Source organism: Serratia sp. 22264, from assembly GCF_052045345.1.
Taxonomy (GTDB): domain Bacteria; phylum Pseudomonadota; class Gammaproteobacteria; order Enterobacterales; family Enterobacteriaceae; genus Serratia; species Serratia plymuthica.
This window is the reverse complement of the sequence record NZ_JBQEOY010000003.1, coordinates 468,266-492,812: the sequence shown is the minus strand read 5'-3', so window position 1 is coordinate 492,812 and position 24,547 is coordinate 468,266. Positions and strand designations below refer to the sequence as shown.

The window sequence follows — 24,547 nt, the reverse complement described above, 5'->3', positions numbered from 1 at the left end:
AATTGACTGGGCAATTTTGTCGAACCTGAACGCAGGTTACTCACCCACACGATTCGTGCGTTATGTAATTTTATGATGTGGGGAAGGGCTGAGGTATCGGAAAGAATGGTGGGTCGTGCGGGATTCGAACCTGCGACCAATTGATTAAAAGTCAACTGCTCTACCAACTGAGCTAACGACCCACTGATGTGGTTTACTGCTGAAACGCGTAAGCAGGAGAGAGACTCGCTGCAATAAAAATGGTGGGTCGTGCGGGATTATTCGGCTTTCAGCCTCACCCTTCGGGACATCACTGCGTGATGTTGTCTCGCTTTGCGAGACTCGAACCTTTACGGTTCTCACCCTTACGATTCCATATCGTACTCGCGTCTAAAAATGGTGGGTCGTGCGGGATTCGAACCTGCGACCAATTGATTAAAAGTCAACTGCTCTACCAACTGAGCTAACGACCCACTGACGTGGTTTACTGCTGAACTACGAATACAAAACCGAGGATTTGCATTGCGGAAAAACAACTCTGAAATGGTGGGTCGTGCGGGATTATTCGGCTTTCAGCCTCACCCTTCGGGCCATCACTGCGTGATGTTGTCTCGCTTTGCGAGACTCGAACCTTTACGGTTCTCACCCTTACGATTCCACATCGTAATCACATCTAAAAATGGTGGGTCGTGCGGGATTCGAACCTGCGACCAATTGATTAAAAGTCAACTGCTCTACCAACTGAGCTAACGACCCACAGCAGTGGTGGGTGATGACGGGCTCGAACCGCCGACCCCCTCCGTGTAAAGGAGATGCTCTACCAACTGAGCTAATCACCCACTAGTGTGGTTACTGCTACTACTTCAGGAATTGGTGGGTCGTGCGGGATTCGAACCTGCGACCAATTGATTAAAAGTCAACTGCTCTACCAACTGAGCTAACGACCCAATTTCCTAGCTGCTTTAACATCTTGCAAGTTGTCTTGGCAACGGCGGCATATATTACTAATTTATCTTGGCAGCGCAACTTAAATTTTAAAACAAGTGGTTCAACTGCTTGTTCTTCACACGAATGAGCCCAGAAAGCGGTCAGATAGACTAATTTCTGGGCTCATTTTTTTGCTGACTAACCGGCAACGCGACTTTTCGCCTGTTTGGCCGCAGCACTGGTTGGGTATTGTTTAATCACCTGCTGGAACACGGCTTTGGCTTTATCGGCCTGCCCTTTTTCCTGCATGATGATACCTACCTTGTACATTGCGTCCGGCGCCTTAGGTGACTTTGCATAATTCTTCACCACGACGGCAAAATAGTAGGCCGCATCGTCTTTCTTACCCTTGTTGTAGAACAACTGCCCCAGCCAATAATTGGCGTTGGGCTGGTAAGTAGACTTTGGGTACTGTTTTACGAAGGTCTGAAAAGCGGAGATCGCCTGATCATACTGTTTTTTTTCCAGCGCCAATGAAACAGCGGCGTTGTAGTCGCTGTTTTCATCGCCCGTACTGGCCGGCGCAGCTGCTGAGGCGCCCGCAGACGCGCTGTCAGCGCCGTCGGTGGAAGCAGCCGCAGCTGCCCCACCTGCGGCACCCGCAGCGGCTGCGGAGCTCTGAGCGCCGCCCTGGCTGATGCTATCCATCTGTTGATAGATCTGCTTTTGGCGTTCAACAACCTGATTCAGTTGATATTGGCTTTCCTGGATTTGCCCGCGGAGAGAGTCAATATCGCGCTGGTTATCAGAGAGTTGTTGCTGGAGTTGGTTTAAAAGCTGGCCCTGAGCATTGGAGATACGCTCAAGTGAAGTGACACGGTCTTCGACCGAGCCGGAGCCGACATTACTGATTGGCGCTTGGGCAGTAGCGGCCCATGGGACCGCTACGCCAACCAGTAACGACAGACTCAACAAGTGACGTCTGAAGTTACTGTTCATGCGATTCTCTTAGTAAACCAGAACGGCACGACGGTTTTTAGCATAAGCCGCTTCGTCGTGGCCCAGTACTGCTGGTTTTTCTTTACCGTAAGAAACGATAGAGATCTGGTCAGCTGAAACGCCTTTGCCTTGCAGGTACATTTTAACTGCGTTAGCACGACGCTCACCCAGAGCGATGTTGTATTCCGGCGTGCCGCGTTCGTCCGCGTGGCCTTCAACGGTCACTTTGTAAGACGGGTTGTTACGCAGGAATGCAGAGTGTGCGTCCAGCATCTCGGCGAACTCGGAGCTCACGTCATACTTGTCCAGGCCGAAGTAAACAATGTTGTTCTTCTGCAGTTCTTGCATCTGCAGACGAGCTTGTTCTTCAGAAGACAGGTTGCTGCTGCCGTTTTCTGTACCAGTGCCAGCGCCAGCGCCCAGACCAGATTGGTCGTTGTTTGCGCTTTTGTTAGAACTACAAGCCGCTACAGCCAGAACTGGCAGTGCCAGCAGAAGCCCTTTCAGCACTTTGTTCAGTTGCATTTCTTTGATCCTTTTATAGTTTGCCATACATATTTACACATGCATCACAGATACGGCGACCAGGCAGGGAATTTGACCTGTCCATCGGTTGCCGGAAGACGCGCTTTAAAACGCCCATCAGTCGATACCAGTTGCAGCACGGAGCCCATACCTTGCGTGGAGCTATAGATCACCATGGTGCCATTTGGCGCAATACTAGGCGTTTCGTCCAGGAACGTGCCGGTTAAAACTTGAACGGCTCCCGATCCAAGATCTTGTTTGGCGATATGCTGAGCACCGCTATTGGAGCTCACCATCACCAGGAATTTACCATCAGAGCTGACTTCAGAATCCTGATTCTGAGAGCCTTCCCATGTCAGACGCTGTGACGCACCGCCACTGGCACTGACTTTATAAATCTGCGGTCGGCCGCCCTGATCGGAGGTATATGCCAGAGACTGGCCATCCGGGAACCAGGTCGGTTCGGTATTGTTGCTGCGCCCGTCGGTGATTTGCGTGATCTGGCCGGAGCCGAGATTCATCACGTACAGGTTCAGGCTGCCGCTTTTAGACAGCGCAAAGGCCAGACGGCTGCCGTCCGGTGAGAACGCCGGTGCACCGTTGTGGCGCGGGAACGAAGCGATCTGACGGATAGCGCCATTAGCCAGGGTCTGTACGACCAGCGCAGAACGGCCACTTTCAAAGGTCACGTACGCCAGTTTGCTGCCATCCGGCGACCAGGCCGGGGACATCAGCGGCTCCGGTGAACGGTGTACCACAAACTGGTTGTAACCGTCGTAATCCGCTACGCGCAGCTCGTACGGGAATTTCCCGCCGTTGGTCTGCACTACGTAGGCGATACGGGTACGGAACGCGCCCTTGATACCGGTCAGCTTCTCGAACACTTCGTCACTGGCGGTGTGCGCAGAATAACGTAACCATTGTTTGGTCACTTTATACTGGTTTTGCGCCAATACGGTGCCCGGTGAACCTGAAGTGTCCACCAGCTGATAGGAGATCAGGTAGCCGCCGTCTGCACCAGGTTGCACCTGGCCGACCACGACCGCGTCAATGCCCAATGCAGTCCAGGCCGCCGGCGTCACTTCAGACGCGGAGGTCGGTTGCTGCGGCATGCGCGCCACGTCAATAGGGTTGAATTTGCCGCTATTGCGCAAATCCGCGCCGACAATCTTGCCAATGTCTTCCGGAGGCGTGCCTGGGCCAGCCCATTTAAAGGGTACCACGCCAATCGGACGAGCGGAGTCGACCCCCTGGGTGATTTCGATGCGAACTTCCGCATGAAGAACGGACGCCCACAGTATTAAAAAACCTAACGCTACTCGAAATGCCTGCTTCATCTCATCTCCCTTATCCAGGCGGGATGCCTGCGATAAATTAGCAGAATTTTAACAAACCAACGCAAACAAAACTACATAATCCCTGTTGGTTACCTTAGTACATCCCTGCGGTATGACTTAGTCAATCAACCGTTATTATGGCTTGAATACAAGGGGAGCATTCTTAAACACCTCATACACAGCCTGGCTAGGTGGTTTCGGGATCTTCGCCTGCTTCGCTGCGGCTATCGCCGCCTGACACAGAGCTGGATCACCTCCTTCAGCTTTAACATCAATCAAAAGGCCATCCGGCGCCAGCTTAATACGCAGGTTACAGGTTTTACCGGCAAACGAGCTGGCATCATAAAACTTGCTCTCGATTGCGCCCTTAATCTGCCCCAAATAACCATTAATATCCGCCCCACTGGCCCCTGCCGTCTTGGCATTGCCCTGACCGGCAGGTTTACCGTCGCCCTTCGACTTAGCGCCGCCAGACTTGGCGCCGCCGCCTTTCGGTGCGTTCTTACCGTCCGCCAGGTCGCCAAACAGACTGTTCACGTCGGAAGACTGTTCAGCAGCTTCGGCAGCCGCCTTCTTCTTGGCATCCGCTGCGGCTTTCTTGGCTGCGGCCTTCTCGGCAGCAGCCGCTTTTTTCTCAGCCTCTGCGGCCGCTTTCTTCTCGGCGTCAGCAGCAGCCTTTTTCTCGGCTTTCTCGGCTTCTGCTGCAGCTTTCTTCTCAGCTTCCGCTGCGGCTTTCTTCTCGGCGTCGGCAGCCGCTTTTTTCTCTGCGGCTTCAGTCGCTTTTTGCTCGGCGGCAGCCGCTTTCTTCGCTTCTTCCGCCTGTTTCTTGGCGGCAGCGGCGGCGGCGGCTTCTTTCTTGGCTTCAGCTTCCGCTTTCTTCTGTGCGTCCGCTTGCGCCTTGGCAACTTTATCCGCTTCGGCCTTGGCCTTGGCGGCGGCCGCTTCCGCTACTTTCTGTTGTTCTTTGGCTTTCTCCGCAGCCTTCTCGGCCACTTTTTGCTGTTCAGCGGCCTGCTTTTGTTGCTCGGCGGCCTGTTTCTGCTGTTCTGCCGCTTGCTTTTGCTGCTCTGCGGCCTGCTTTTGCTGTTCAGCCTGTTCTTTCGCGTCCTGCGCCGCTTTTTCCTGCGCGGTCAAACGCTCTTTCTCCAGCTCTTTCAGGCGCTGTTGTTCCGCCGCCTGCTTCTGCTGAAGTTCTTCGGCCTGTTGCTCCGCTTTTTTCTGGCGCTGCTTTTCAGCGCGCTGCGCGTCGTTACTCTGCTGTTGCTGGCGGTTGTACTGCTCCACCACTGCCCCAGGATCGACCATCACTGCGCCGACAACCGAACCCTCGCCGCCACCGCCGGCGCTGTCCATGTTGACGTTTTCTTGCAGCGATCCCCAAATCAGCAGGGCAATCAATATGAAGTGCAGAACGACCGAAACAATAACGGCGCGGTTCAGCTTATCGTTTTGCTCAGTTGCCTTTACCAAAATAGATTCCCAAAAACTGGTGTTGCTTATACGGGGTTCCTGCGCCTGAGCACAGGAACCGGGTTGCCTCTAACCTTAGGGTCAGATTGGCTGGGTCATCAGCCCCACGGAAGCGACGCCCGCCTGATGGAGAATATTCAATGCCTTGATAATCTCATCGTAGGGTACTTCCTTCGCCCCGCCGATCAAAAAGACCGTCTTCGGGTTAGCCGCTAAACGCGACTTGGCTTCGGCTGCAACCTGCTCCGGCGGCAACAACTCCATGCGGTTGTGATCCACCACCAGCGTATATTGACCGACGCCGGAAACCTCGAGGATCACCGGCGGGTTATCGTCACTGGACACCGCCTTGGAATCGGTGGCATCAGGCAGATCAACCTCAACGCTCTGGGTGATGATCGGCGCGGTTGCCATAAAGATCAGCAACAGCACCAGCAACACGTCGAGCAACGGAACTATGTTAATTTCGGACTTCAGCTCGCGCCGATTGCGTCCACGAACTCTCGCCATGCTACCTCCTACTTATTTGCTGTCGCTGGAGAAGGCCTGACGATGCAGAATAGCGGTGAACTCTTCCATAAAGTTGTCGTAATTCTGCTCAAGCTTGTTGACGCGCTGGTTGAGGCGGTTATAGGCCATAACGGCCGGGATAGCGGCGAACAAACCGATGGCGGTTGCGATCAGTGCTTCGGCGATACCCGGTGCTACCATTTGCAGCGTGGCCTGTTTCACCGCACCCAGTGCGATAAAGGCGTGCATAATCCCCCACACGGTGCCGAACAAACCGATATACGGACTGATCGACCCCACGGTGCCGAGGAAAGGAATGTGGTTTTCCAGCGTTTCCAGCTCGCGGTTCATCGAGATGCGCATAGCGCGTGACGCGCCTTCGATCACCGATTCCGGCGCATGGTTGTTAGCGCGGTGCAAGCGAGCGAATTCTTTGAAACCAGAATGGAAAATTTGTTCGGAGCCGGTCAGGCTATCGCGACGTGCCTGGCTTTCCTGATACAGACGGGAAAGTTCAATACCGGACCAGAATTTGTCTTCAAAGGCCTCGGCGTCACGCGTGGCCGCATTAAGGATGCGGGTGCGCTGAATGATGATCGCCCAGGAGGCCACCGAGAAGCATATCAAAATCAACATGATAAGCTTAACCAGCAGGCTTGCCTTCAAGAATAAATCTAGGATGTTCATCTCATTCACTGCTTAAACTCCGCGACAATAGACTTAGGAAGCGCTATCGGCTTCATTTGGTGTGGATCAATGCATGCAATCAACACATCGGCCTGACTCAAAAGAGTTCCGTCAGAATTGACAATACGTTGAGCAAACGTGAGAGAAGCCCCGCGCATTGAGGTGATTTCACTCTGCACTTCCAGCTGTTCGTCGAGACGAGCCGGAGCCAGATAATCCACCGTCATGCGCCGGACTACGAAAGCGATATGTTCACTGAGCAGCTGCTGTTGATGAAAGTTGTGGTGACGCAGCATCTCGGTGCGCGCTCTTTCAAAAAAGGCGACATAGCGGGCGTGATAGACCACACCACTGGCATCGGTATCCTCGTAGTAAACGCGAACCGGCCATCGAAACAACGTATTACTCACTCTACTTCCCAGCAATGCAATTTAACGGTGCTACTATACGCAAGACGGATCGGGTTGGGAATGGGTTACAAGAAGGGAACGAAAATAATTATGGGCCGGAATGGCCCATAACACGGGGATATAACGGAGATTATAAAGAAACGTAAAATAATCCTGCGGCCAGGATCACAATTGCCGGAAGTGGCGCAAAAAAAGCACGCCATAACGAACGTTGCAGTCGGAACCCGACGCCGTGAATCACGCCCGTGCACACCGCCCAAATAAGCAGCAGACCTTCCCAAATCTCCAGCGAGCTGGTCTTCGCCGCAAAGCGGGTCGGATCCCAGAAAATACAGCCCGCCAAAATCAACGCCAGCACCAATGAAAGGGCCCGAACCGGGCCCTTGTCAGTCATGGCGTACAGCTTGTCAGCCAATGACGAACTCATCACTTGCCGTCTTGCTGCGCTTTTGAATCTTCGTGATGCTCAAGCGCCAGCGCCGTGATGATGCCGAAGGCGCAGGCAAGAAGCGTTCCGAGAATCCAGGCAAAATACCACATGGTTTAGCTCCTTATCCTTAATACAGCGAATGCTTGTTGTTCTCGATGAAGTTCTTGTCGAGACGGCCAAACATTTTGTAGTACGACCAACTGGTGTACGCCAGAACGATAGGCACGAAGATCGCCGCAACAACGGTCATCACTTCCAGCGTAAACAGGCTGGACGTCGCGTCCCACATGGTCAGGCTAACGTTAGGCACGGTGCTTGACGGCATCACGAACGGGAACATGGTTACCCCGGCGGTCAGGATCACACAGGCAATGGTCAGTGACGACGACACGAAGGCCAACGCGTCTTTCTGCAAGCGCGAGAACAGAGCGGTGAACAACGGCAGCACGACGCCCAATGCTGGCAGCGCCCACAGAGCCGGATACTTGTTGAAGTTAATCAACCAGGCACCCGCCTGATGCGCCACTTCTTTACGCATCGGGTTAGACTCCGCCATAGTATTCAGCGCCGAGGTAATCACATACCCATCGATGCCTTTCACCAGCCATACGCCGCCCAGCAGGAAGCATACCGCCATCACCAGCGTGGAGATCTGCGCCGCAGCGCGTGCGCGCAGGTGGATCTCGCCGGAGGTACGCATCTGCAGATAAGTTGCCCCTTGCGTCACCAGCATGGTCAGGCTGACCACACCCGCCAACAGGCCGAACGGGTTCAGCAGTTGGAAGAAGTTGCCGGTGTAGAACAGACGCATGTATTCGTCCATGTGGAACGGCACACCCTGCAACAGGTTGCCGAACGCCACGCCGAACACCACGGCCGGCACGAAGCTGCCGATGAAAATGCCCCAGTCCCACATGTTGCGCCAGCGGCTGTTTTCCAGCTTCGAACGGTAGTCAAAACCGACCGGGCGGAAGAACAAGGCTGACAGCACCAGGATCATCGCGACGTAGAAACCGGAGAACGCCGCCGCGTAGACCATCGGCCAGGCGGCGAACAGCGCGCCACCTGCGGTGATCAACCACACCTGGTTACCGTCCCAGTGCGGAGCGATAGAGTTGATCATCACCCGACGCTCAGTATCGGTTCTGCCGATAATGCGCAGCAGGATGCCGACGCCCATGTCGAAACCGTCGGTGACGGCGAAACCGATCAGCAGTACGCCAATCAGAGCCCACCAGATAAATCGCAGTACTTCATAGTCAAACATACGTGGACTCCTGTTTAGCGCGCTTCCTGCACGGCGGCAGTCGGTTGTTCAAAGTGGTAGCGGCCAGTTTTCAGGCTGCTTGGACCCAGACGCGCAAATTTGAACATCAGGTACATCTCAGCCACCAGGAACAGGGTGTACAAGCCGCAAATCAGCCCCATCGAGAACAGAATGTCGCCCGCAGTCAGTGAAGAGTTGGCGACAGCCGTCGGCAGCACCTCACCGATCGCCCAGGGTTGACGACCGTATTCAGCCACAAACCAGCCGGCTTCGATCGCAATCCAGGGCAGCGGCAAACCATACAGCGCCGCACGGTGCAGCCATTTCCTCTGACCGATGCGCCCGCGAATCACGCTCCAGAACGACAGGCCGATAATGAACAGCATCAGCACGCCACAAGCCACCATGATGCGGAAGGCGAAGTACAGCGGTGCCACGCGTGGGATGGAGTCTTTGGTCGCTTGCTGGATCTGCGCTTCCGTCGCGTCGGTGACGTTCGGGGTATAACGCTTCAGCAACAGACCGTAGCCCAGATCCTGCTTGGCTTTATTGAACTCGGCGCGCACGGCCGGATCGGTATTGCCGCCACGCAGCTCTTCGAGCAATTGGTAGGCTTTCATCCCGTTGCGGATACGCACTTCATGCTGCGCCATCAGATCTTTCAGGCCGGTGACCTGGGTGTCCGTTGAGCGAGTCGCAATCAGCCCGAGCGCGTAAGGGATTTGAATCGCGTAGGAGTTTTCCATTTTATCCTGATTCGGGATCCCGAACAGGGTAAAGGCGGCCGGAGCCGGTTGGGTTTCCCACTCGGCTTCGATAGCGGCCAGCTTGGTTTTCTGCACGTCGCCCATTTCGTAACCGGATTCATCACCCAGCACGATAACGGACAATACGGCAGCCATACCGAAACTGGCGGCAATGGCGAAGGAGCGCTTGGCAAAGGCAACATCGCGGCCTTTCAACAGGTAGTAAGAGCTGATGCCCAGAACGAACATCGCGCCACAGGTGTAGCCGGCAGCCACGGTGTGCACAAACTTCACCTGCGCAACCGGGTTGAGCACCAATTCGGAGAAGCTGAGCATCTCCATGCGCATGGTTTCGAAGTTGAAGTCAGAGGCGATCGGGTTCTGCATCCAGCCGTTGGCAACCAGGATCCACAGTGCGGAGAAGTTCGAGCCCAGCGCCACCAGCCAGGTTACCGCCATGTGCTGCACTTTGCTCAGACGATCCCAGCCGAAGAAGAACAGCCCGACCAACGTCGATTCAAGGAAGAACGCCATCAGACCTTCGATGGCCAGCGGGGCCCCGAAAATATCACCGACGTAATGGGAGAAATATGACCAGTTGGTCCCGAACTGGAACTCCATGGTCAAACCGGTGGCCACACCCAGAGCAAAGTTAATCGCAAATAACTTGCCCCAGAATTTGGTCATATCTTTATAGATTTGTTTGCCAGACAGCACATATACCGTTTCCATAATTGCCAGCAAAAACGCCATGCCTAGCGTTAATGGGACAAATAAGAAATGGTACATCGCCGTTAAAGCAAACTGTAAGCGCGACAGTTCGACAATATCAAACATCTTGACTCCTTGCTCCTCGCAGGAAGACTCCGACATGCGGTTATCGGTAATACATCTTTCGAAGACACCGGTAACGCCCCGCAGTGAATGCCCTTAAACACAACAAATTTGATCCAGCTTCTCCGCTTTCAACCGCACACTCACCGCAAGGCCACACGGGCCAACGTCAAGCACACCACTGAAAACCGACAACGGGTAACAAATGCAACAAGATCAACCATCCATAATCACAACATGGATGATACTCGCCAAATCCCACACAATAAATAGGTTTTTGCGTGATGTGGGTTAGACTTTTGGTTACAGGTCAAATCCTGGCCAAAAGAGGTACTCTGGGCTAATTTGATCTGAAACAATTTAAGCCTATCTTAGTATTATTTCCATATTCATCAGCACATTTCTCATAATTTTCTTAGGGTCATGTTGCGTAATGGTTTAATTGTTTTTTAATGATATTTTTGTGTTAAATAAATGTAATTTAAAAGCGGTGCCATTGTATTATTACGCGCTTATTATGCGACATAATTAACTTTTTATTTCCAATAATCGAACACAGTGATTTCAGTCACAAAAGCAAAAAACTCTCTCCAATATTAGTCTATTTTTAGCTATTTGATCGTAAAGGTTGCATTTTTGTAGCAAAATAGAATCTTGTATAAAAATCTTTGGCCTACAATAAGTTATGAAAAAAATTCTTTTTGCCTCTGTTCTTGGACTCTCAGGGAGCGCCATCGCCGCGGAAACGGTGAATATTACGTTGCTGGGCACCTCTGACCTGCACGGCACCTTCGTGCCCTGGGACTACGCCAGCGATACCGAAAACCTGGCAGGCAGCCTGAGCCAGATCGCCACTCAGATTAAAAAACTGCGTGCCGAACAACCCAACCTGATCCTGGTTGACGCCGGCGACACCATTCAGGGCAATTTTGTCGAAACCTTCAAACATGAGGCCATCAGCCCGATGATGCTGGGCTTCAACGCGCTCAAGTACGACGTCTGGGTGATGGGCAACCACGAGTTCGATTTCGGCCTGCCGGTGCTGGCGACGCCACTCAAGCAGTTTGAAGGCACCGCGCTGGCGGGCAATATTTTCTGGGATAACGGCAAGCCGTTCCTGCCGGCGTACAAAATTATCGAACGCCAGGGCGTTAAAATCGGCATTATCGGCATGGATACACCAATGACCGCCGAGTTTGCCAAAGGCACCGATCGCACCAAAGGGCTGAACTTTACCGACCCTGTGCAAGCGGTGAAGAACGTAATCAACGAGATTGACGGCCAGGTCGACGCCATCGTTCTGGTGGCGCATATGGGTATCGATAACGAAAACCAGCGACCAGGCACCGGCGTGGCCGACATTGCCAACGCCAACCCGCAACTGGCCGCGATCGTTGCCGGACATATGCATGTAAAAATCGACAAGGCAGTGGTCAACGGCGTCATTATTACCGAGCCGGATAAATATGGCCGCGCGCTATCGCGCATCGATCTGCAGTTTGAACGGCGCGACGGCAAGTTCGCCCTAATCAATAAAGACAGTTTTACCTACCCGATTAAGGGCATCGCACCCGACAGCGGCATGCTGGCCCTCTACCAGCCGTATCACGATATTCTGCGCGCCAATGCCAATCGGGTGGTAGCGACGCTGACCGGCAGCGATCTGGTGCCGGCCGACGAGATCAAGGGTATTCCGCAAGTGCATATTCAGGATACCGGCATCAGCGCCCTGTTCCAGCAAGCCGCCCGTTATTACGCGCCGCAGGCGCAGGTGATCGCCCTGCAAATCGATAATGACTCCGCCAAACTCGATGTCGGTGAAATCAAGGCCAAGGATATCGCGTTTAACTATCAATACGCCGGCGGTGAAATCACCGTTTATCAGCTTAACGGCAAAGCGTTAAAACAGTATATGGAATGGTCTGCCGGTTACTTTAACCAGCTTAAGCCGGGTGATGTTACCTACAGCTTTAACCCGGCGCGTCGCGCCTCCAAATACTCTACCAACGACTTTTTCGACGGCGTCACCTACAGCATCGATCTGCGCCAACCCGCCGGTTCGCGCATTACCGATTTACGCCTGGCCGATGGCACCCCGGTTACCGACGAGATGCCGATTCGCCTGGGCATGAATAGCTATCGCATGGGACATCTGACGCAAAAAGGCGGTGCGCTGGAGGGGCAATCCTTCCCGGTGCTGTCCGACAGTAAGGCGCAATACGGCGAGGAGGAAGGCACCATCCGCAATCTCACCCTGCGTTATCTGACGGAAGTGAAAAAAGGACAATATCAGGGGCTGCCGCAGCAGCGCTGGAAACTGGTGGGCATGGAAGGCTATGAACCCCAGCGGGCAATCGTCAAAAGTCTGTTAAATCAAGGCATCATCCGCGTCCCCACCACCGATGACGGCCGTTATACCAACGTGGCATCAATCAACGTTAAGGATGCATTATTCAGTGACGCCGCCGGCTATAACGCCGCCCTCTCCTCGCTCGAAAAGCAACGGGGAAACAGCAACGACGCAATGCAAAAACAACGCCTGCAGGATCGCATCACGCTGATCAAGGCGCTCAACAGCTTCTGACCCCTTTCCATAAAAAAGGCCACCCAAAAGGGTGGCCACAATCATGTCGAGACAGTCTTGCCGTATCAGCGATTCAATACCGCTTTTACCGCTTCACCGATGTCAGCCAGGCTGCGTACGGTTTTAACTCCGGCCGCTTCCAGCGCTGCGAATTTTTCGTCCGCAGTACCTTTGCCGCCGGCGATGATGGCGCCTGCGTGGCCCATACGTTTGCCTTTCGGCGCAGTAACGCCGGCAATGTAGCCAACAACCGGCTTGGTGACGTGTTCTTTGATGTAAGCTGCCGCTTCTTCTTCCGCGCTACCGCCGATCTCGCCGATCATCACAATCGCTTCAGTCTGCGGATCTTCCTGGAACATTTTCAGGATATCGATGAAGTTGGAGCCTGGGATCGGGTCGCCGCCGATGCCCACACAGGTAGACTGGCCCAGACCGGTATCGGTGGTTTGCTTAACCGCTTCATAGGTCAGGGTGCCAGAGCGGGAAACGATGCCCACTTTGCCCGGCAGGTGGATGTGGCCTGGCATGATGCCGATTTTGCACTCGCCCGGAGTGATAACGCCTGGGCAGTTCGGGCCAATCATGCGCACGCCGGCTTCATCCAGCTTCACTTTCACGGTCAGCATATCCAGCGTAGGGATGCCTTCGGTGATGGTGATGATCAGTTTGATGCCTGCATCGATAGCTTCCAGAATGGAGTCTTTGCAGAACGGCGCCGGTACGTAGATCACGGACGCAGTAGCGCCGGTCGCTTCGACCGCTTCACGCACGGTGTTGAACACCGGCAGACCCAGGTGTTGAGTGCCGCCTTTGCCCGGCGTAACGCCACCGACCATTTTAGTGCCGTAAGCGATAGCCTGCTCGGAGTGGAAGGTCCCCTGGCTACCGGTGAAGCCCTGGCAAATTACTTTGGTGTTCTTATCGATTAAAATGGACATTATTTACCCTCCACTGCCGCAACAACTTGCTGAGCCGCATCAGTCAGGCTGGTCGCAGCAATGATATTCAGACCGCTGTCCGCCAGTTTCTTGGCGCCCAGTTCGGCATTGTTCCCTTCCAGACGCACGACCACAGGGACGTTAACGCCCACTTCGGCGACTGCGCCAATGATGCCGTCGGCGATCAGATCGCAGCGCACGATACCACCGAAAATGTTAACCAGAACCGCTTTCACCTTGTCGTCAGACAGGATGATTTTGAACGCTTCGGTCACGCGCTCTTTGGTCGCGCCGCCGCCTACGTCGAGGAAGTTGGCCGGTTCGCCGCCGTGCAGTTTAACGATGTCCATGGTGCCCATCGCCAGACCCGCGCCGTTAACCATGCAACCGATGTTGCCGTCGAGAGCAACGTAGTTCAGCTCCCACTGTGCAGCACGGGATTCACGCTCGTCTTCCTGAGAAGGGTCACGCATTTCACGCAGTTCAGACTGGCGGAACAGTGCGTTGCCGTCGGCGCCCAGTTTGCCGTCCAGGCAAATCAGATCGCCCTGCTTGGTGACTACCAGCGGGTTGATCTCAACCATCGCCAGGTCGCGCTCCAGGAACAGCGTCGCCAAGCCCATGAAGATCTTGGCGAACTGGCCGACTTGCTTGCCGGTCAGGCCCAGTTTGAAGGCCAGCTCACGGCCCTGGTAAGGCTGTGGGCCTGCCAGTGGGTCGATGGTCATTTTGTGGATCAGTTCCGGGGTTTCTTCCGCAACTTTTTCAATCTCAACGCCACCTTCGGTGGATGCCATAAACACCACGCGACGGCTTGCACGGTCAACTACCGCGCCCAGATACAGTTCTTTATCGATGTCGGTCGCCGCTTCTACCAGGATCTGGTGAACCGGTTGGCCCAGCGCGTCAGTCTGGTAGGTCACCAGACGTTTGCCCAGCCAGGCTTCAGCGAAAGCACGAATGTCTTCTTTGCTGTTAACCACTTTAACGCCGCCAGCTTTACCGCGACCGCCAGCATGAACCTGACATTTTACCACCCACGGGCCGGAGCCGATTTTGGATGCGGCTTCTTCTGCTTCACGCGGTGTGGTACAGGCGTAACCGGTTGGTGCCGGCATGCCATACCGAGCAAACAGCTGTTTTGCCTGATATTCGTGTAAATTCATGATGTTCTATCCATTCAGTTCTGAAGGTTTTAGCCGAGCCATTTTGGCGGAAAACCGCATGACTTTTGTCGGCCACATAGCACAGAGTGTGGGCGCGGCGTACCGCGCCCATCAGGGTTATACGTCCAGCAGCAGACGAGCCGGATCTTCCAGCATTTCTTTCACCGTCACCAGGTAACCAACGGACTCTTTGCCGTCGATCAGGCGGTGATCGTAAGAAAGTGCCAGATACATCATTGGCTGGATCACAACCTGGCCATTCACCGCCATTGGGCGATCTTTAATGGCGTGCATGCCCAGGATGGCGCTCTGCGGTGGGTTGATGATCGGGGTCGACATCAGTGAACCGAATACGCCGCCGTTGGTAATGGTGAAGTTACCGCCGGTCAGTTCTTCCACGGTCAATTTGCCGTCACGGCCTTTGACCGCCAGCTCTTTGATTTTCTTCTCGATGTCCGCCATGCTCATGCTGTCTACATCGCGCAGTACCGGGGTCACCAGGCCGCGTGGGGTAGATACCGCAATGCTGATATCGAAATAGTTGTGGTAGACCACATCAGTACCGTCAATGGAAGCGTTCACTTCCGGGAAGCGTTTCAGCGCTTCAACCACCGCCTTGATGTAGAAGGACATGAAGCCCAGACGTACACCGTGGCGTTTTTCGAAAGCTTCACCGTACTGCTTGCGCAGATCCATGATCGGCTGCATGTTGATTTCATTGAAGGTAGTCAGCATCGCAGTGCTGTTCTTCGCTTCCAACAGACGCTCGGCCACGCGCTTGCGCAGACGGGTCATCGGCACGCGTTTTTCGCTGCGGTTGCTCAGGGCAGGCTGCGGTGCGGCTTCAACTGCGGCTGCGGCCGGCTTGTCGGCTTTCTTGCCGTTAGCCAGATGCGCTTCCACGTCTTCGCGAGTGATGCGACCACCCACGCCGCTGCCTTTGATGGCTGCAGCGTCGAGATCGTGTTCAGCAATCAGACGGCGGATCGCCGGGCTGAGTGCATCGTTGCTCTCTTCTTCCAGGCTGGCGGTTGCGCGCTGGGCCGGAGTGGCTTCCTTAGCCTGGCTCTTCTCTTCGGTCGGCTTGCCAGAGCTGTTGCCCGGGCGAATACGGCCGAGGATCTGGCGAGAAAGCACGGTTGCGCCCTCTTCTTCCACGATCGCATCAAGAATACCTGCTTCGCTGGCCGGCACTTCCAACACAACTTTGTCAGTTTCGATTTCAACCAGAACTTCGTCACGCTGGACGCTGTCGCCTGGTTTCTTGTGCCAGGTGGCTACGGTCGCATCGGCAACCGATTCAGGAAGGTCAGGAACCAGAATATCTACGCTACTCATTTAGCTTTCCCTTAATCTTTATTCAATATTCAGCGCGTCATTAACCAGAGCCTGTTGCTGCTTCTGGTGTACGGACATATAACCGACCGCCGGAGAGGCGGAGGCTGGACGTCCGGCGTAACGTAAAGAAGCCCCGAACGGCACGACTTCACGGAAATTGTGTTGGCTGCAGTACCAGGCGCCCTGGTTCAGCGGCTCTTCCTGGCACCAGACGAAATCATGCACGTGAGCATACTTCTCCAGCACGGCCTGAACGGCCTGGTGCGGGAACGGATACAACTGCTCGATACGTACGATGGCCACGTCTTTCTGGTCGTTCTTGCGGCGCTGTTCCAGCAGATCGTAATAGACCTTACCGGAGCACATCACCACGCGTTTGACCTCTTTCGGATCCAGCTCGTCGATCTCGCCGATAGCCGGCAGGAAGGTGCCGTTAGCCAGTTCTTCCAGAGAAGAAATCGCCAGCGGGTGACGCAGCAGGGATTTCGGTGACATCACCACCAACGGACGGCGCATACCGCGCAGCGCCTGACGACGCAGCATATGGTAGACCTGCGCCGGGGTGGACGGGATGCACACCTGCATATTTTGTTCCGCACACAGCTGCAGGTAACGTTCCAGACGCGCGGAGGAGTGCTCCGGCCCCTGGCCTTCGTAACCGTGCGGCAGCAGCATCACCAGGCCACACATACGGCCCCATTTCTGCTCGCCGGAACTGATGAACTGGTCGATCACCACCTGAGCGCCGTTGGCGAAGTCACCGAACTGCGCTTCCCAGATGGTCAGGGTGCGCGGTTCCGCAGTGGCGTAGCCGTATTCGAACGCCAGCACCGCTTCTTCGGACAGCACGGAATCCCAGACTTTAAACTCGCCCTGCCCACTGTGCACATTCGCCAGCGGAACGTAGACCGAACCGTTTTTCTGGTTATGCACCACAGCATGACGGTGGAAGAAGGTCCCGCGCCCGGCATCTTCACCGGAAATGCGAATCGGAATGCCTTCATCGACCATAGTGGCGTAGGCCAGCGTTTCAGCCGCACCCCAGTCGAACGCTTTGTTGCCTGCGGCCATCTCTGCACGGTCGCCGTAGATTTTCGCTACGCGCGACTGCATTTCGATCGCTTCCGGTACGGTGCTGATGCGACGAGCCAGTTCCTGCAAGCGCTTCATCTCAACCTTGCTTGGGTACTCTTCGTCCCACTCGTGGTTCAGGTACGGCGACCAGGTAAAGGAATGCAGATTCATCGGACGCCATTCTTCAACCACGCAATCGCCACGATCGAGCGCATCGCGATACAGGTTGACCATTTCCGTGGCATCTTCCAGGCTCGCGACTTTCTGTTCGGTAAGAACGTCAGCATAAAGCTTGCGCGGCGTCGGGTGTTTTTTGATCTTCTGGTACATCACCGGCTGGGTTGCACTTGGCTCGTCGGCCTCGTTATGCCCATGACGACGGTAGCAGACAAGATCGATCATCACATCGCGTTTGAAGGTGTTACGGAAATCCAACGCCAGACGGGTAACGAACGCCACAGCTTCCGGATCGTCAGCATTGACGTGGAAGATCGGCGACTGCACCATTTTGGCGATATCGGTACAGTATTGGGTCGAGCGCGCATCCAGCGGGTTGGAGGTGGTGAAACCAACCTGGTTGTTGATGACGATACGCACCGTGCCGCCCACTTCGTAACCGCGAGCCTGCGACATGTTCAGGGTTTCCTGAACCACGCCCTGGCCGGTAATGGCGGCGTCACCGTGGATGGTGATTGGCAACACCATGTTGCTGCGCGCTTCGTCCAGACGATCGCGGCGGGCACGTACGGAACCCATCACCACCGGGCTGACGATCTCCAGGTGCGACGGGTTGAACGCCAGCGCCAGGTGAACCATGCCGCCTTCGGTTTCGACATCGGAGGAGAAGCCCTGGTGATATTTTACGTCACCGGTACCGAGGTGTTCTTTGTGCTTGCCGGCAAACTCGTCGAACAGGTCGGCGGGCTTTTTACCCAGCACGTTGATCAACACGTTCAGACGGCCGCGGTGAGCCATACCCAGCACCACTTCGCGCGTGCCGTTCTTGCCGGCGTGGCGAACCATCTCTTTCAGCATGGGCACCAGCGCATCGCCGCCTTCCAGAGAGAAGCGTTTCGCTCCCGGGAATTTAGCGCCGAGATAGCGTTCCAGGCCTTCCGCTGCGGTCAGCTCGTTCAGGAAACGGCGTTTCTCTTCGTTAGTAAAGCTGGCGCGCCCCGCTACCGATTCGATGCGCTGTTGAATCCAGCGTTTCTCTTCGGTATTGGTGATATGCATGTATTCCGCACCGATCGAACCGCAGTAAGTCTGCTTCAGCGCAGCATACAGGTCGCCCAACTTCATGGTTTCTTTGCCGATGGCGAAAGAACCCACGTTAAAGGTTTCCTGGAAGTCGGCGTCGGTCAGATTGTGGTAAGCGGGATCGAGGTCAGCAACGGTCTCTTGCTGCCACAGGCCGAGCGGATCGAGATTGGCATGCTGATGTCCGCGGAAACGGAAGGCGTTGATCAGCTGCAGTACCTTGACCTGTTTGGCGTCGGTGTCTGGATCGTTGATGGTGGTATTGTAACGCGCAGAGTCTTTCGCCAGGCGGCGGAAGTAGTCACGCGTTTGAGAGTGAAGCTGATCGGGTTTAACACCCGCGGTTGGTAGCTGTTGAAAAATGGAACGCCAGCTATCTTCAACGGAGCCCGGATCGGTTAAGAAGTCTTCATAGAGCTGTTCTATGTAAGACTGGTTCGCGCCCGCCAGATAGGAGGAATCCAGCCAGGCCTTCATTGCGCCGTTCTGCATCATGATCCCTTAAGCTTTGAAGCTTTAGTTTTCGCCGTGGTTAACATAATTACCGTGATGGATACGGTTTGCCGTAGAAACGGTTCACTCGACATATCTTATGACCCCAATAAGGCCTGATACGTTTTGTTATGGACCTTGCGGTCCCTTACAAGGAACCTCTAAAAACCGGCGGACGAACCAGGCTGCATAGCGCCGCAGCCGCGGGTCAGTTTTTAGAGGCTCCCTCCTTTGCGATGTGCGCCGGAACCAGCCCGGCGCAGCATCTCATTGCGCTTATGCGCCGCGTTGCAGCAGCATGGACTTGATATGACCGATCGCACGCGTCGGGTTCAAGCCTTTAGGGCATACACTGACACAATTCATAATGCTATGGCAGCGGAAAACACTGAAAGCGTCGTCCAGATCGTCTAAACGTTCTTGTGTTTCCGTGTCACGGCTGTCGATCAGGAAGCGGTACGCCGCCAACAGGCCAGCAGGCCCTACGAACTTGTCAGGATTCCACCAGAACGATGGGCAAGACGTCGAGCAACAGGCGCACAGGATGCATTCATACAGACCATCCAGTTTAGCCCGTTGTTCCGGCGATTGCAGGTGTTCGCGCGCCGGAGGATTCTTGCCGTCGTTCAGCAGGTAAGGCTTGATCTTTTCATACTGGGTATAGAACTGTCCCATATCAACCACCAGATCCCGCACCACCGGCAAACCCGGCAGAGGACGGATCACAATCTTGTTGTTGCCTTTGCGCAACGCCGAGATGGGGGTGATGCATGCCAGGCCGTTCTTGCCGTTCATGTTCAGGCCATCGGAACCGCACACGCCTTCACGGCACGAACGGCGGAACGACAGGGTCGGATCTTTCTCTTTCAACTGGATTAACGCATCCAGCAGCATCATGTCCCGGCCGTCTTCCGCTTCCAGGGTGAAATCCTGCATATGCGGAGCGTCATCAACATCCGGGTTATAGCGATATATTGAGAATTCGAGTTTCATCAATCGATCTCCGCGATCAGTAGGAACGCACTTTCGGTGGGAATGCCGGGCGCAGCTTCGGTTGCATGTTCACTTCACGACGCGTCATGCTTTCCGATTGCGGCTGATACAGCGAATGACACAGCCAGTTGGCATCATCGCGTTCCGGGAAATCGAAGCGGCTGTGCGCCCCACGGCTCTCGGTACGGAAGTTGGCCGACACGGCGGTGGAAAACGCAGTCTCCATCAGGTTATCCAACTCCAGGCATTCGATGCGCTGGGTGTTGAATTCGCTGGAGGTATCGTCCAGGCGTGCGTTCTTCAGGCGTTCACGGATCTCTTTCAACTCTTCCAGCCCTTTCGCCATGGCATCACCTTCACGGAATACCGAGAAGTTGTGCTGCATACAGGCTTGCAGCGCCTTGCGAATTTCGACCGGATCCTCACCCGAACGGGTGTTGTTCCAGCGGTTCAGGCGCTCCAGCGACGCATCCACATCCGATTCGCTGGCGTCACGGCTCTCGCCCTGCTCCGCCAGAGATTCCTGTAAATGCATACCGGCAGCACGACCGAATACCACCAGATCCAGCAGCGAGTTGCCGCCCAGGCGGTTGGCGCCGTGTACCGATACGCAGGCGATTTCGCCCACGGCAAACAGACCCGGGATCACCACATCTTCGCCTTTCTCGTTCACGGTCAGTGCCTGGCCGGTCACCTTGGTCGGTATGCCGCCCATCATGTAGTGACAGGTCGGGATCACCGGGATCGGCTCTTTTACCGGATCGACGTGTGCGAAAGTGCGCGACAGTTCCAGAATGCCCGGCAGACGGGATTCCAGCACCTCTTTACCCAGGTGATCCAGCTTCAGCTTGACGTGTGGCCCCCACGGACCGTCGCAGCCGCGGCCTTCGCGGATTTCAATCATGATCGAACGGGCAACGACATCACGGCCCGCCAGGTCTTTGGCGTTCGGCGCATAGCGCTCCATGAAACGCTCGCCGTGTTTGTTCAGCAGGTAACCGCCTTCACCACGGCAACCTTCGGTCACCAATACCCCAGCACCGGCGATGCCGGTCGGGTGGAACTGCCACATTTCCATGTCCTGCACCGGCACGCCGGCGCGCAGCGCCATGCCGACACCGTCACCGGTGTTGATATGCGCGTTGGTGGTGGACTGGTAAATACGGCCTGCACCGCCGGTCGCCAGTACGGTAGCTTTGGCTTTGAAGTACACCACTTCACCGGTTTCGATACAGATAGCCGTGGTGCCCACCACCGCGCCATCCTGGTTTTTCACCAGATCCAGCGCATACCACTCGGAGAAAATGGTGGTATGGTTTTTCAGGTTCTGTTGATACAGGGTGTGCAACAGGGCGTGACCGGTACGGTCCGCCGCCGCCGCGGTGCGTGCCGCCTGCTCGCCACCAAAGTTCAGTGACTGGCCGCCGAACGGACGCTGATAGATGCGGCCTTCATCGGTACGGGAGAACGGCAGCCCCATGTGTTCCAGCTCCAGAACCGCTTCCGGGCCGGTTTTACACATATATTCGATGGCGTCCTGGTCACCGATGTAATCGGAACCTTTCACCGTGTCATACATATGCCATTCCCAGTTATCTGCGTGGTTATTGCCCAGGGCTACGGTAATGCCGCCCTGCGCAGACACGGTATGGGAACGGGTCGGGAATACTTTGGATATCAGGGCGCACGTGGAGCCCGCTTGAGAAATCTGCAGTGCCGCGCGCATACCTGCGCCACCAGCACCGATAACTACAGCATCAAACTCTCTGACCGGCAGTTTCATTTACACACCCCACACTACGATTGTTCCGTACAGCAAATAGACCAGCAACACGACAACGATTGCCAGTTGCAACACCAGACGCACTGCCAGCGGTTTGACGTAGTCCGTCAACACCTGCCACAAACCGACCCAGGCGTGAACCAGAATCGACAGCAGCGTCAGCAGCGTGAACACTTTCGTAATAGAGGTGGCGAAGAAGCCGCGCCAGATTTCATAGGTGAGATCCGGAGCCGTGACGAAGAAGCCCAGGATATACAGCACGTACAGGGTGATGACGATAGCGGAAGCACGCAGTAACAACCAGTCGTGTACGCCGTTGCGCCCTAATGCAGAAACATTGTTTACCATACGAGGACTCCAGCCAGAACTGACAGCACGACGGTCAGACCGATCGCCACCTGGGCGGAACGGGTACCGGCGGCTAAACTCTCTTCGATATAGCCAAAATCCATTAACAAGTGACGGATGCCACCGCAAATGTGATAGGCCAGCGCCGTGAGGATGCCCCAGAATATGAATTTGACAACGAAGCTATTCATGATGGCAGCAGCCTGCATGAAACCCTCTTGGGAAGAGAGAGACAGGCCCAGCAGCCAGAGGAGGATACCCACGGCAACGAAGGTAATTACGCCAGAGACTCGGTGTAAGATGGACGCTATCGCAGTTACGGGAAACTGAATCGTTTGCAGATCCAGGTTGACAGGTCTTTGTTTTTTCACGTTTTTGCCCACACAGCTCTTATTATTTTCCTTCCTCCGGACCTGGGCGGGGATCAGACAGCGTTAAGAGCCAAAACCCTTACACGTCACACGCTTAAACCTCAACATCCTCTGAGCTTAAACGATGCGCATTTATAACGCTGGGTGCTCCTACTTCAGGGTAATCCGGAGACCTGGCGGCAGTATAGGAGGATCACATTCTGATTACAATTCCCATACAATCTGTTTGGTAACATTTCCCCCGAACAGTGATTTACATCACGGATTTCACAATTGGCACAAAATTAATTATCTGATTTGACAAGAGATCAACATTTCCATTACATATAGGGGCACAAACGGTCCTATGATGCGCTATAGGTCAGCGGATACACTTCCCCCAGTGTTCAAGATATGCAACAGTGTATTTGGCAGAACCTATCCTAATAGCCGTTTTTGCCGGTCATGTTTGCAACAAATCACCGCAGGTAAAAGCAAATAAGGCAGATAAAACAGCTTATTGGGATAGGTTCATAAAACCCCCGAACACGTCGTAGGTACGATTAACAGAATATAACGAATTCCGATGAATCGTTAACAACTGGTCACCCGCCTCGTTCGCCTGGTTAGCACTCTGTACCCTACCCGCGCAATTGCGCAGTCGCTCACAGAGTTAGCGTCCGCTCCATTTTTTGCGGGCAACCTGCGGAGAATTAAGGTATTTCAGTTGTTAGAGGTTTTTAAAATAAGGCGCTAAGGAGACAGTAAATGACTGATAAGAAAGCGACGCTAACCATTAACGATGGTGAAGCTCCGATCGAACTGGGCGTATTATCCCCGACACTGGGCCCCGATGTCCTCGATGTCCGCGCTCTGGGCTCCAAAGGTTATTTCACATTTGATCCCGGCTTTACTTCTACCGCTTCCTGCGAATCCAAAATCACCTTTATCGACGGTGACAAAGGCGTGCTGCTGCACCGCGGTTTCCCGATCGAACAGCTGGCGAAAGAGTCTTCCTACCTGGAAGTGTGCTACATACTGCTGTACGGCGAGACCCCGACCGCAGAAGAATTCGAGACCTTCAAAACTACCGTAACCCGTCATACCATGATCCACGACCAGATTACCCATCTGTTCCGTGGCTTCCGTCGTGACTCGCACCCTATGGCGGTGCTGTGCGGCGTGACCGGGGCGCTGGCGGCGTTCTACCACGATGCGCTGGATGTGAACAACGAGCGCCATCGCGAGATCACTGCGTTCCGCCTGCTGTCCAAAATGCCTACCGTGGCGGCGATGTGTTACAAATATTCCCTGGGCCAGCCGTTCGTTTATCCACGTAACGATCTGTCCTACGCCGGCAACTTCCTGCACATGATGTTCGCTACCCCGTGTGAAGAATACGTGGTGAATCCGGTGCTGGAACGCGCAATGGATCGCATCCTGATCCTGCACGCCGACCACGAGCAAAACGCGTCCACTTCTACCGTACGTACCGCAGGTTCTTCGGGCGCTAACCCGTTTGCCTGTATTGCGGCCGGTATCGCCTCCCTGTGGGGGCCGGCGCACGGCGGTGCCAACGAAGCCGCACTGAAGATGCTCGAAGAGATCAAAACCGTTGAGCACATCCCAGAGTTCATCAAGCGCGCGAAAGACAAGAACGATTCGTTCCGTCTGATGGGCTTCGGCCACCGCGTGTACAAGAACTACGATCCGCGCGCCACCGTGATGCGCGAAACCTGTCACGAAGTGCTGAAAGAACTGAACAAGAAGGACGACAACCTGTTGGAAGTGGCGATGGAGCTGGAACACATCGCGCTGAACGACCCGTACTTCATCGAGAAGAAACTGTACCCGAACGTCGATTTCTACTCAGGCATCATCCTGAAAGCGATGGGTATCCCTTCTTCCATGTTCACCGTTATTTTTGCCATCGCCCGTACCATCGGCTGGATTGCACACTGGAACGAAATGCATGACGAAGGCATCAAAATTGCCCGTCCGCGTCAGCTGTATACCGGCTATGCCGAACGTGATTTCAAATCCCAGCTGAAAAACAAATAACGCCGCTTTACCCTACATAAAGCAGCACAGCGCCGCCCG

At 54.8% G+C, this 24,547-nt stretch carries 21 protein-coding genes, 5 tRNA genes and 2 other RNA genes; 2 read left to right on the top strand and 26 right to left on the bottom strand.

Translation table 11 applies throughout. The features are described 5' to 3' along the window. Positions 1-106: 106 nt before the first annotated feature. The 18 genes from ACTJJ1_RS15775 to cydA form a co-directional block, all read right to left on the bottom strand. A tRNA-Lys gene (locus tag ACTJJ1_RS15775) sits at positions 107-182 on the bottom strand. Between the two features lie 58 nt (positions 183-240). Continuing rightward, positions 241-362: non-coding RNA, RtT sRNA (locus ACTJJ1_RS15770), on the bottom strand. Between the two features lie 14 nt (positions 363-376). Further along, a tRNA-Lys gene (locus ACTJJ1_RS15765) sits at positions 377-452 on the bottom strand. Between the two features lie 71 nt (positions 453-523). Then, a non-coding RNA gene (locus ACTJJ1_RS15760) (RtT sRNA) lies at positions 524-645 on the bottom strand. 14 nt (positions 646-659) lie between these two features. Further along, positions 660-735 (bottom strand) — tRNA-Lys (locus tag ACTJJ1_RS15755). Between the two features lie 7 nt (positions 736-742). Further along, positions 743-818 (bottom strand) — tRNA-Val (locus ACTJJ1_RS15750). A 32-nt stretch (positions 819-850) separates the two neighbouring features. Beyond that, a tRNA-Lys gene (locus tag ACTJJ1_RS15745) sits at positions 851-926 on the bottom strand. A gap of 178 nt (positions 927-1,104) precedes the next feature. Then, the gene (cpoB, locus tag ACTJJ1_RS15740; RefSeq protein WP_006324121.1) at positions 1,105-1,905 is read right to left on the bottom strand and encodes a cell division protein CpoB; all 801 of its coding nucleotides are present in this window, start codon (positions 1,903-1,905) and stop codon (positions 1,105-1,107) included. Between the two features lie 9 nt (positions 1,906-1,914). Next, positions 1,915-2,430 (bottom strand): peptidoglycan-associated lipoprotein Pal, encoded by a 516-nt coding sequence (gene pal / locus ACTJJ1_RS15735; protein WP_006324120.1) that lies wholly within the window; start codon positions 2,428-2,430, stop codon positions 1,915-1,917. Positions 2,431-2,474: 44 nt separating this feature from the next. Beyond that, positions 2,475-3,767: a Tol-Pal system beta propeller repeat protein TolB gene (tolB, locus tag ACTJJ1_RS15730; RefSeq protein WP_004949773.1), complete on the bottom strand. Its 1,293-nt coding sequence runs from the start codon at positions 3,765-3,767 to the stop codon at positions 2,475-2,477. A gap of 135 nt (positions 3,768-3,902) precedes the next feature. Beyond that, positions 3,903-5,237 (bottom strand): cell envelope integrity protein TolA, encoded by a 1,335-nt coding sequence (tolA, locus tag ACTJJ1_RS15725; RefSeq protein ID WP_346827381.1) that lies wholly within the window; start codon positions 5,235-5,237, stop codon positions 3,903-3,905. An 81-nt stretch (positions 5,238-5,318) separates the two neighbouring features. Then, positions 5,319-5,747, bottom strand: a complete 429-nt coding sequence (tolR, locus tag ACTJJ1_RS15720; RefSeq protein WP_004949769.1) for a colicin uptake protein TolR — start codon at positions 5,745-5,747, stop codon at positions 5,319-5,321. A 12-nt stretch (positions 5,748-5,759) separates the two neighbouring features. After that, on the bottom strand, positions 5,760-6,443 hold the full coding sequence (gene tolQ, locus ACTJJ1_RS15715; RefSeq protein WP_006324117.1) for a Tol-Pal system protein TolQ: 684 nt from the start codon (positions 6,441-6,443) through the stop codon (positions 5,760-5,762). After that, positions 6,440-6,844, bottom strand: coding sequence for a tol-pal system-associated acyl-CoA thioesterase (ybgC, locus tag ACTJJ1_RS15710; RefSeq protein WP_004949765.1), 405 nt, complete (start codon positions 6,842-6,844; stop codon positions 6,440-6,442). Before ybgC ends, tolQ begins: the two co-directional genes overlap by 4 nt. Positions 6,845-6,974: 130 nt before the next feature. Continuing rightward, positions 6,975-7,271, bottom strand: coding sequence for a cyd operon protein YbgE (gene ybgE, locus ACTJJ1_RS15705; protein ID WP_440834383.1), 297 nt, complete (start codon positions 7,269-7,271; stop codon positions 6,975-6,977). Next, positions 7,271-7,384 (bottom strand): cytochrome bd-I oxidase subunit CydX, encoded by a 114-nt coding sequence (gene cydX / locus ACTJJ1_RS15700; protein ID WP_004949761.1) that lies wholly within the window; start codon positions 7,382-7,384, stop codon positions 7,271-7,273. Before cydX ends, ybgE begins: the two co-directional genes overlap by 1 nt. 17 nt (positions 7,385-7,401) lie before the next feature. Then, positions 7,402-8,541, bottom strand: a complete 1,140-nt coding sequence (gene cydB, locus ACTJJ1_RS15695; protein ID WP_004949760.1) for a cytochrome d ubiquinol oxidase subunit II — start codon at positions 8,539-8,541, stop codon at positions 7,402-7,404. Between the two features lie 14 nt (positions 8,542-8,555). After that, on the bottom strand, positions 8,556-10,124 hold the full coding sequence (cydA, locus tag ACTJJ1_RS15690; protein ID WP_004949759.1) for a cytochrome ubiquinol oxidase subunit I: 1,569 nt from the start codon (positions 10,122-10,124) through the stop codon (positions 8,556-8,558). A 682-nt stretch (positions 10,125-10,806) separates the two neighbouring features. Here cydA and ACTJJ1_RS15685 point away from each other — a divergent pair. Next, positions 10,807-12,705 (top strand): bifunctional metallophosphatase/5'-nucleotidase, encoded by a 1,899-nt coding sequence (locus ACTJJ1_RS15685; protein WP_004949758.1) that lies wholly within the window; start codon positions 10,807-10,809, stop codon positions 12,703-12,705. A gap of 65 nt (positions 12,706-12,770) precedes the next feature. Here the strand turns inward: ACTJJ1_RS15685 and sucD are convergent, their stop codons facing one another. The 8 genes from sucD to sdhC form a co-directional block, all read right to left on the bottom strand. Beyond that, entirely contained in the window at positions 12,771-13,643 is an 873-nt protein-coding gene (sucD, locus tag ACTJJ1_RS15680) for a succinate--CoA ligase subunit alpha (RefSeq protein ID WP_004949757.1), read from the bottom strand. Continuing rightward, positions 13,643-14,809: an ADP-forming succinate--CoA ligase subunit beta gene (gene sucC / locus ACTJJ1_RS15675; protein WP_004949756.1), complete on the bottom strand. Its 1,167-nt coding sequence runs from the start codon at positions 14,807-14,809 to the stop codon at positions 13,643-13,645. The genes sucD and sucC overlap by 1 nt, the downstream gene beginning before the upstream one ends. 117 nt (positions 14,810-14,926) lie before the next feature. Then, positions 14,927-16,147, bottom strand: coding sequence for a 2-oxoglutarate dehydrogenase complex dihydrolipoyllysine-residue succinyltransferase (gene odhB / locus ACTJJ1_RS15670; RefSeq protein WP_004949755.1), 1,221 nt, complete (start codon positions 16,145-16,147; stop codon positions 14,927-14,929). Positions 16,148-16,165: 18 nt separating this feature from the next. Then, entirely contained in the window at positions 16,166-18,973 is a 2,808-nt protein-coding gene (sucA, locus tag ACTJJ1_RS15665; protein ID WP_004949754.1) for a 2-oxoglutarate dehydrogenase E1 component, read from the bottom strand. A 276-nt stretch (positions 18,974-19,249) separates the two neighbouring features. Further along, positions 19,250-19,966: a succinate dehydrogenase iron-sulfur subunit gene (locus ACTJJ1_RS15660; RefSeq protein ID WP_440834379.1), complete on the bottom strand. Its 717-nt coding sequence runs from the start codon at positions 19,964-19,966 to the stop codon at positions 19,250-19,252. 16 nt (positions 19,967-19,982) lie between these two features. Beyond that, a complete protein-coding gene (gene sdhA / locus ACTJJ1_RS15655; protein ID WP_004949751.1) occupies positions 19,983-21,749 on the bottom strand; it encodes a succinate dehydrogenase flavoprotein subunit in 1,767 nt (588 codons plus the stop codon). Further along, on the bottom strand, positions 21,750-22,097 hold the full coding sequence (sdhD, locus tag ACTJJ1_RS15650) for a succinate dehydrogenase membrane anchor subunit (RefSeq protein WP_004949748.1): 348 nt from the start codon (positions 22,095-22,097) through the stop codon (positions 21,750-21,752). Further along, positions 22,091-22,480 (bottom strand): succinate dehydrogenase cytochrome b556 subunit, encoded by a 390-nt coding sequence (gene sdhC, locus ACTJJ1_RS15645; protein WP_004949747.1) that lies wholly within the window; start codon positions 22,478-22,480, stop codon positions 22,091-22,093. Before sdhC ends, sdhD begins: the two co-directional genes overlap by 7 nt. Before the next feature lie 735 nt (positions 22,481-23,215). On the opposite strand from sdhC, the gene ACTJJ1_RS15640 reads away from it, so the two are divergent. Next, positions 23,216-24,508 carry a citrate synthase gene (locus tag ACTJJ1_RS15640; protein ID WP_004949745.1) on the top strand — a complete coding sequence of 431 codons (1,293 nt, stop codon included), beginning with the start codon at positions 23,216-23,218 and terminating at the stop codon, positions 24,506-24,508. The last annotated feature ends 39 nt before the right edge of the window (positions 24,509-24,547 follow it).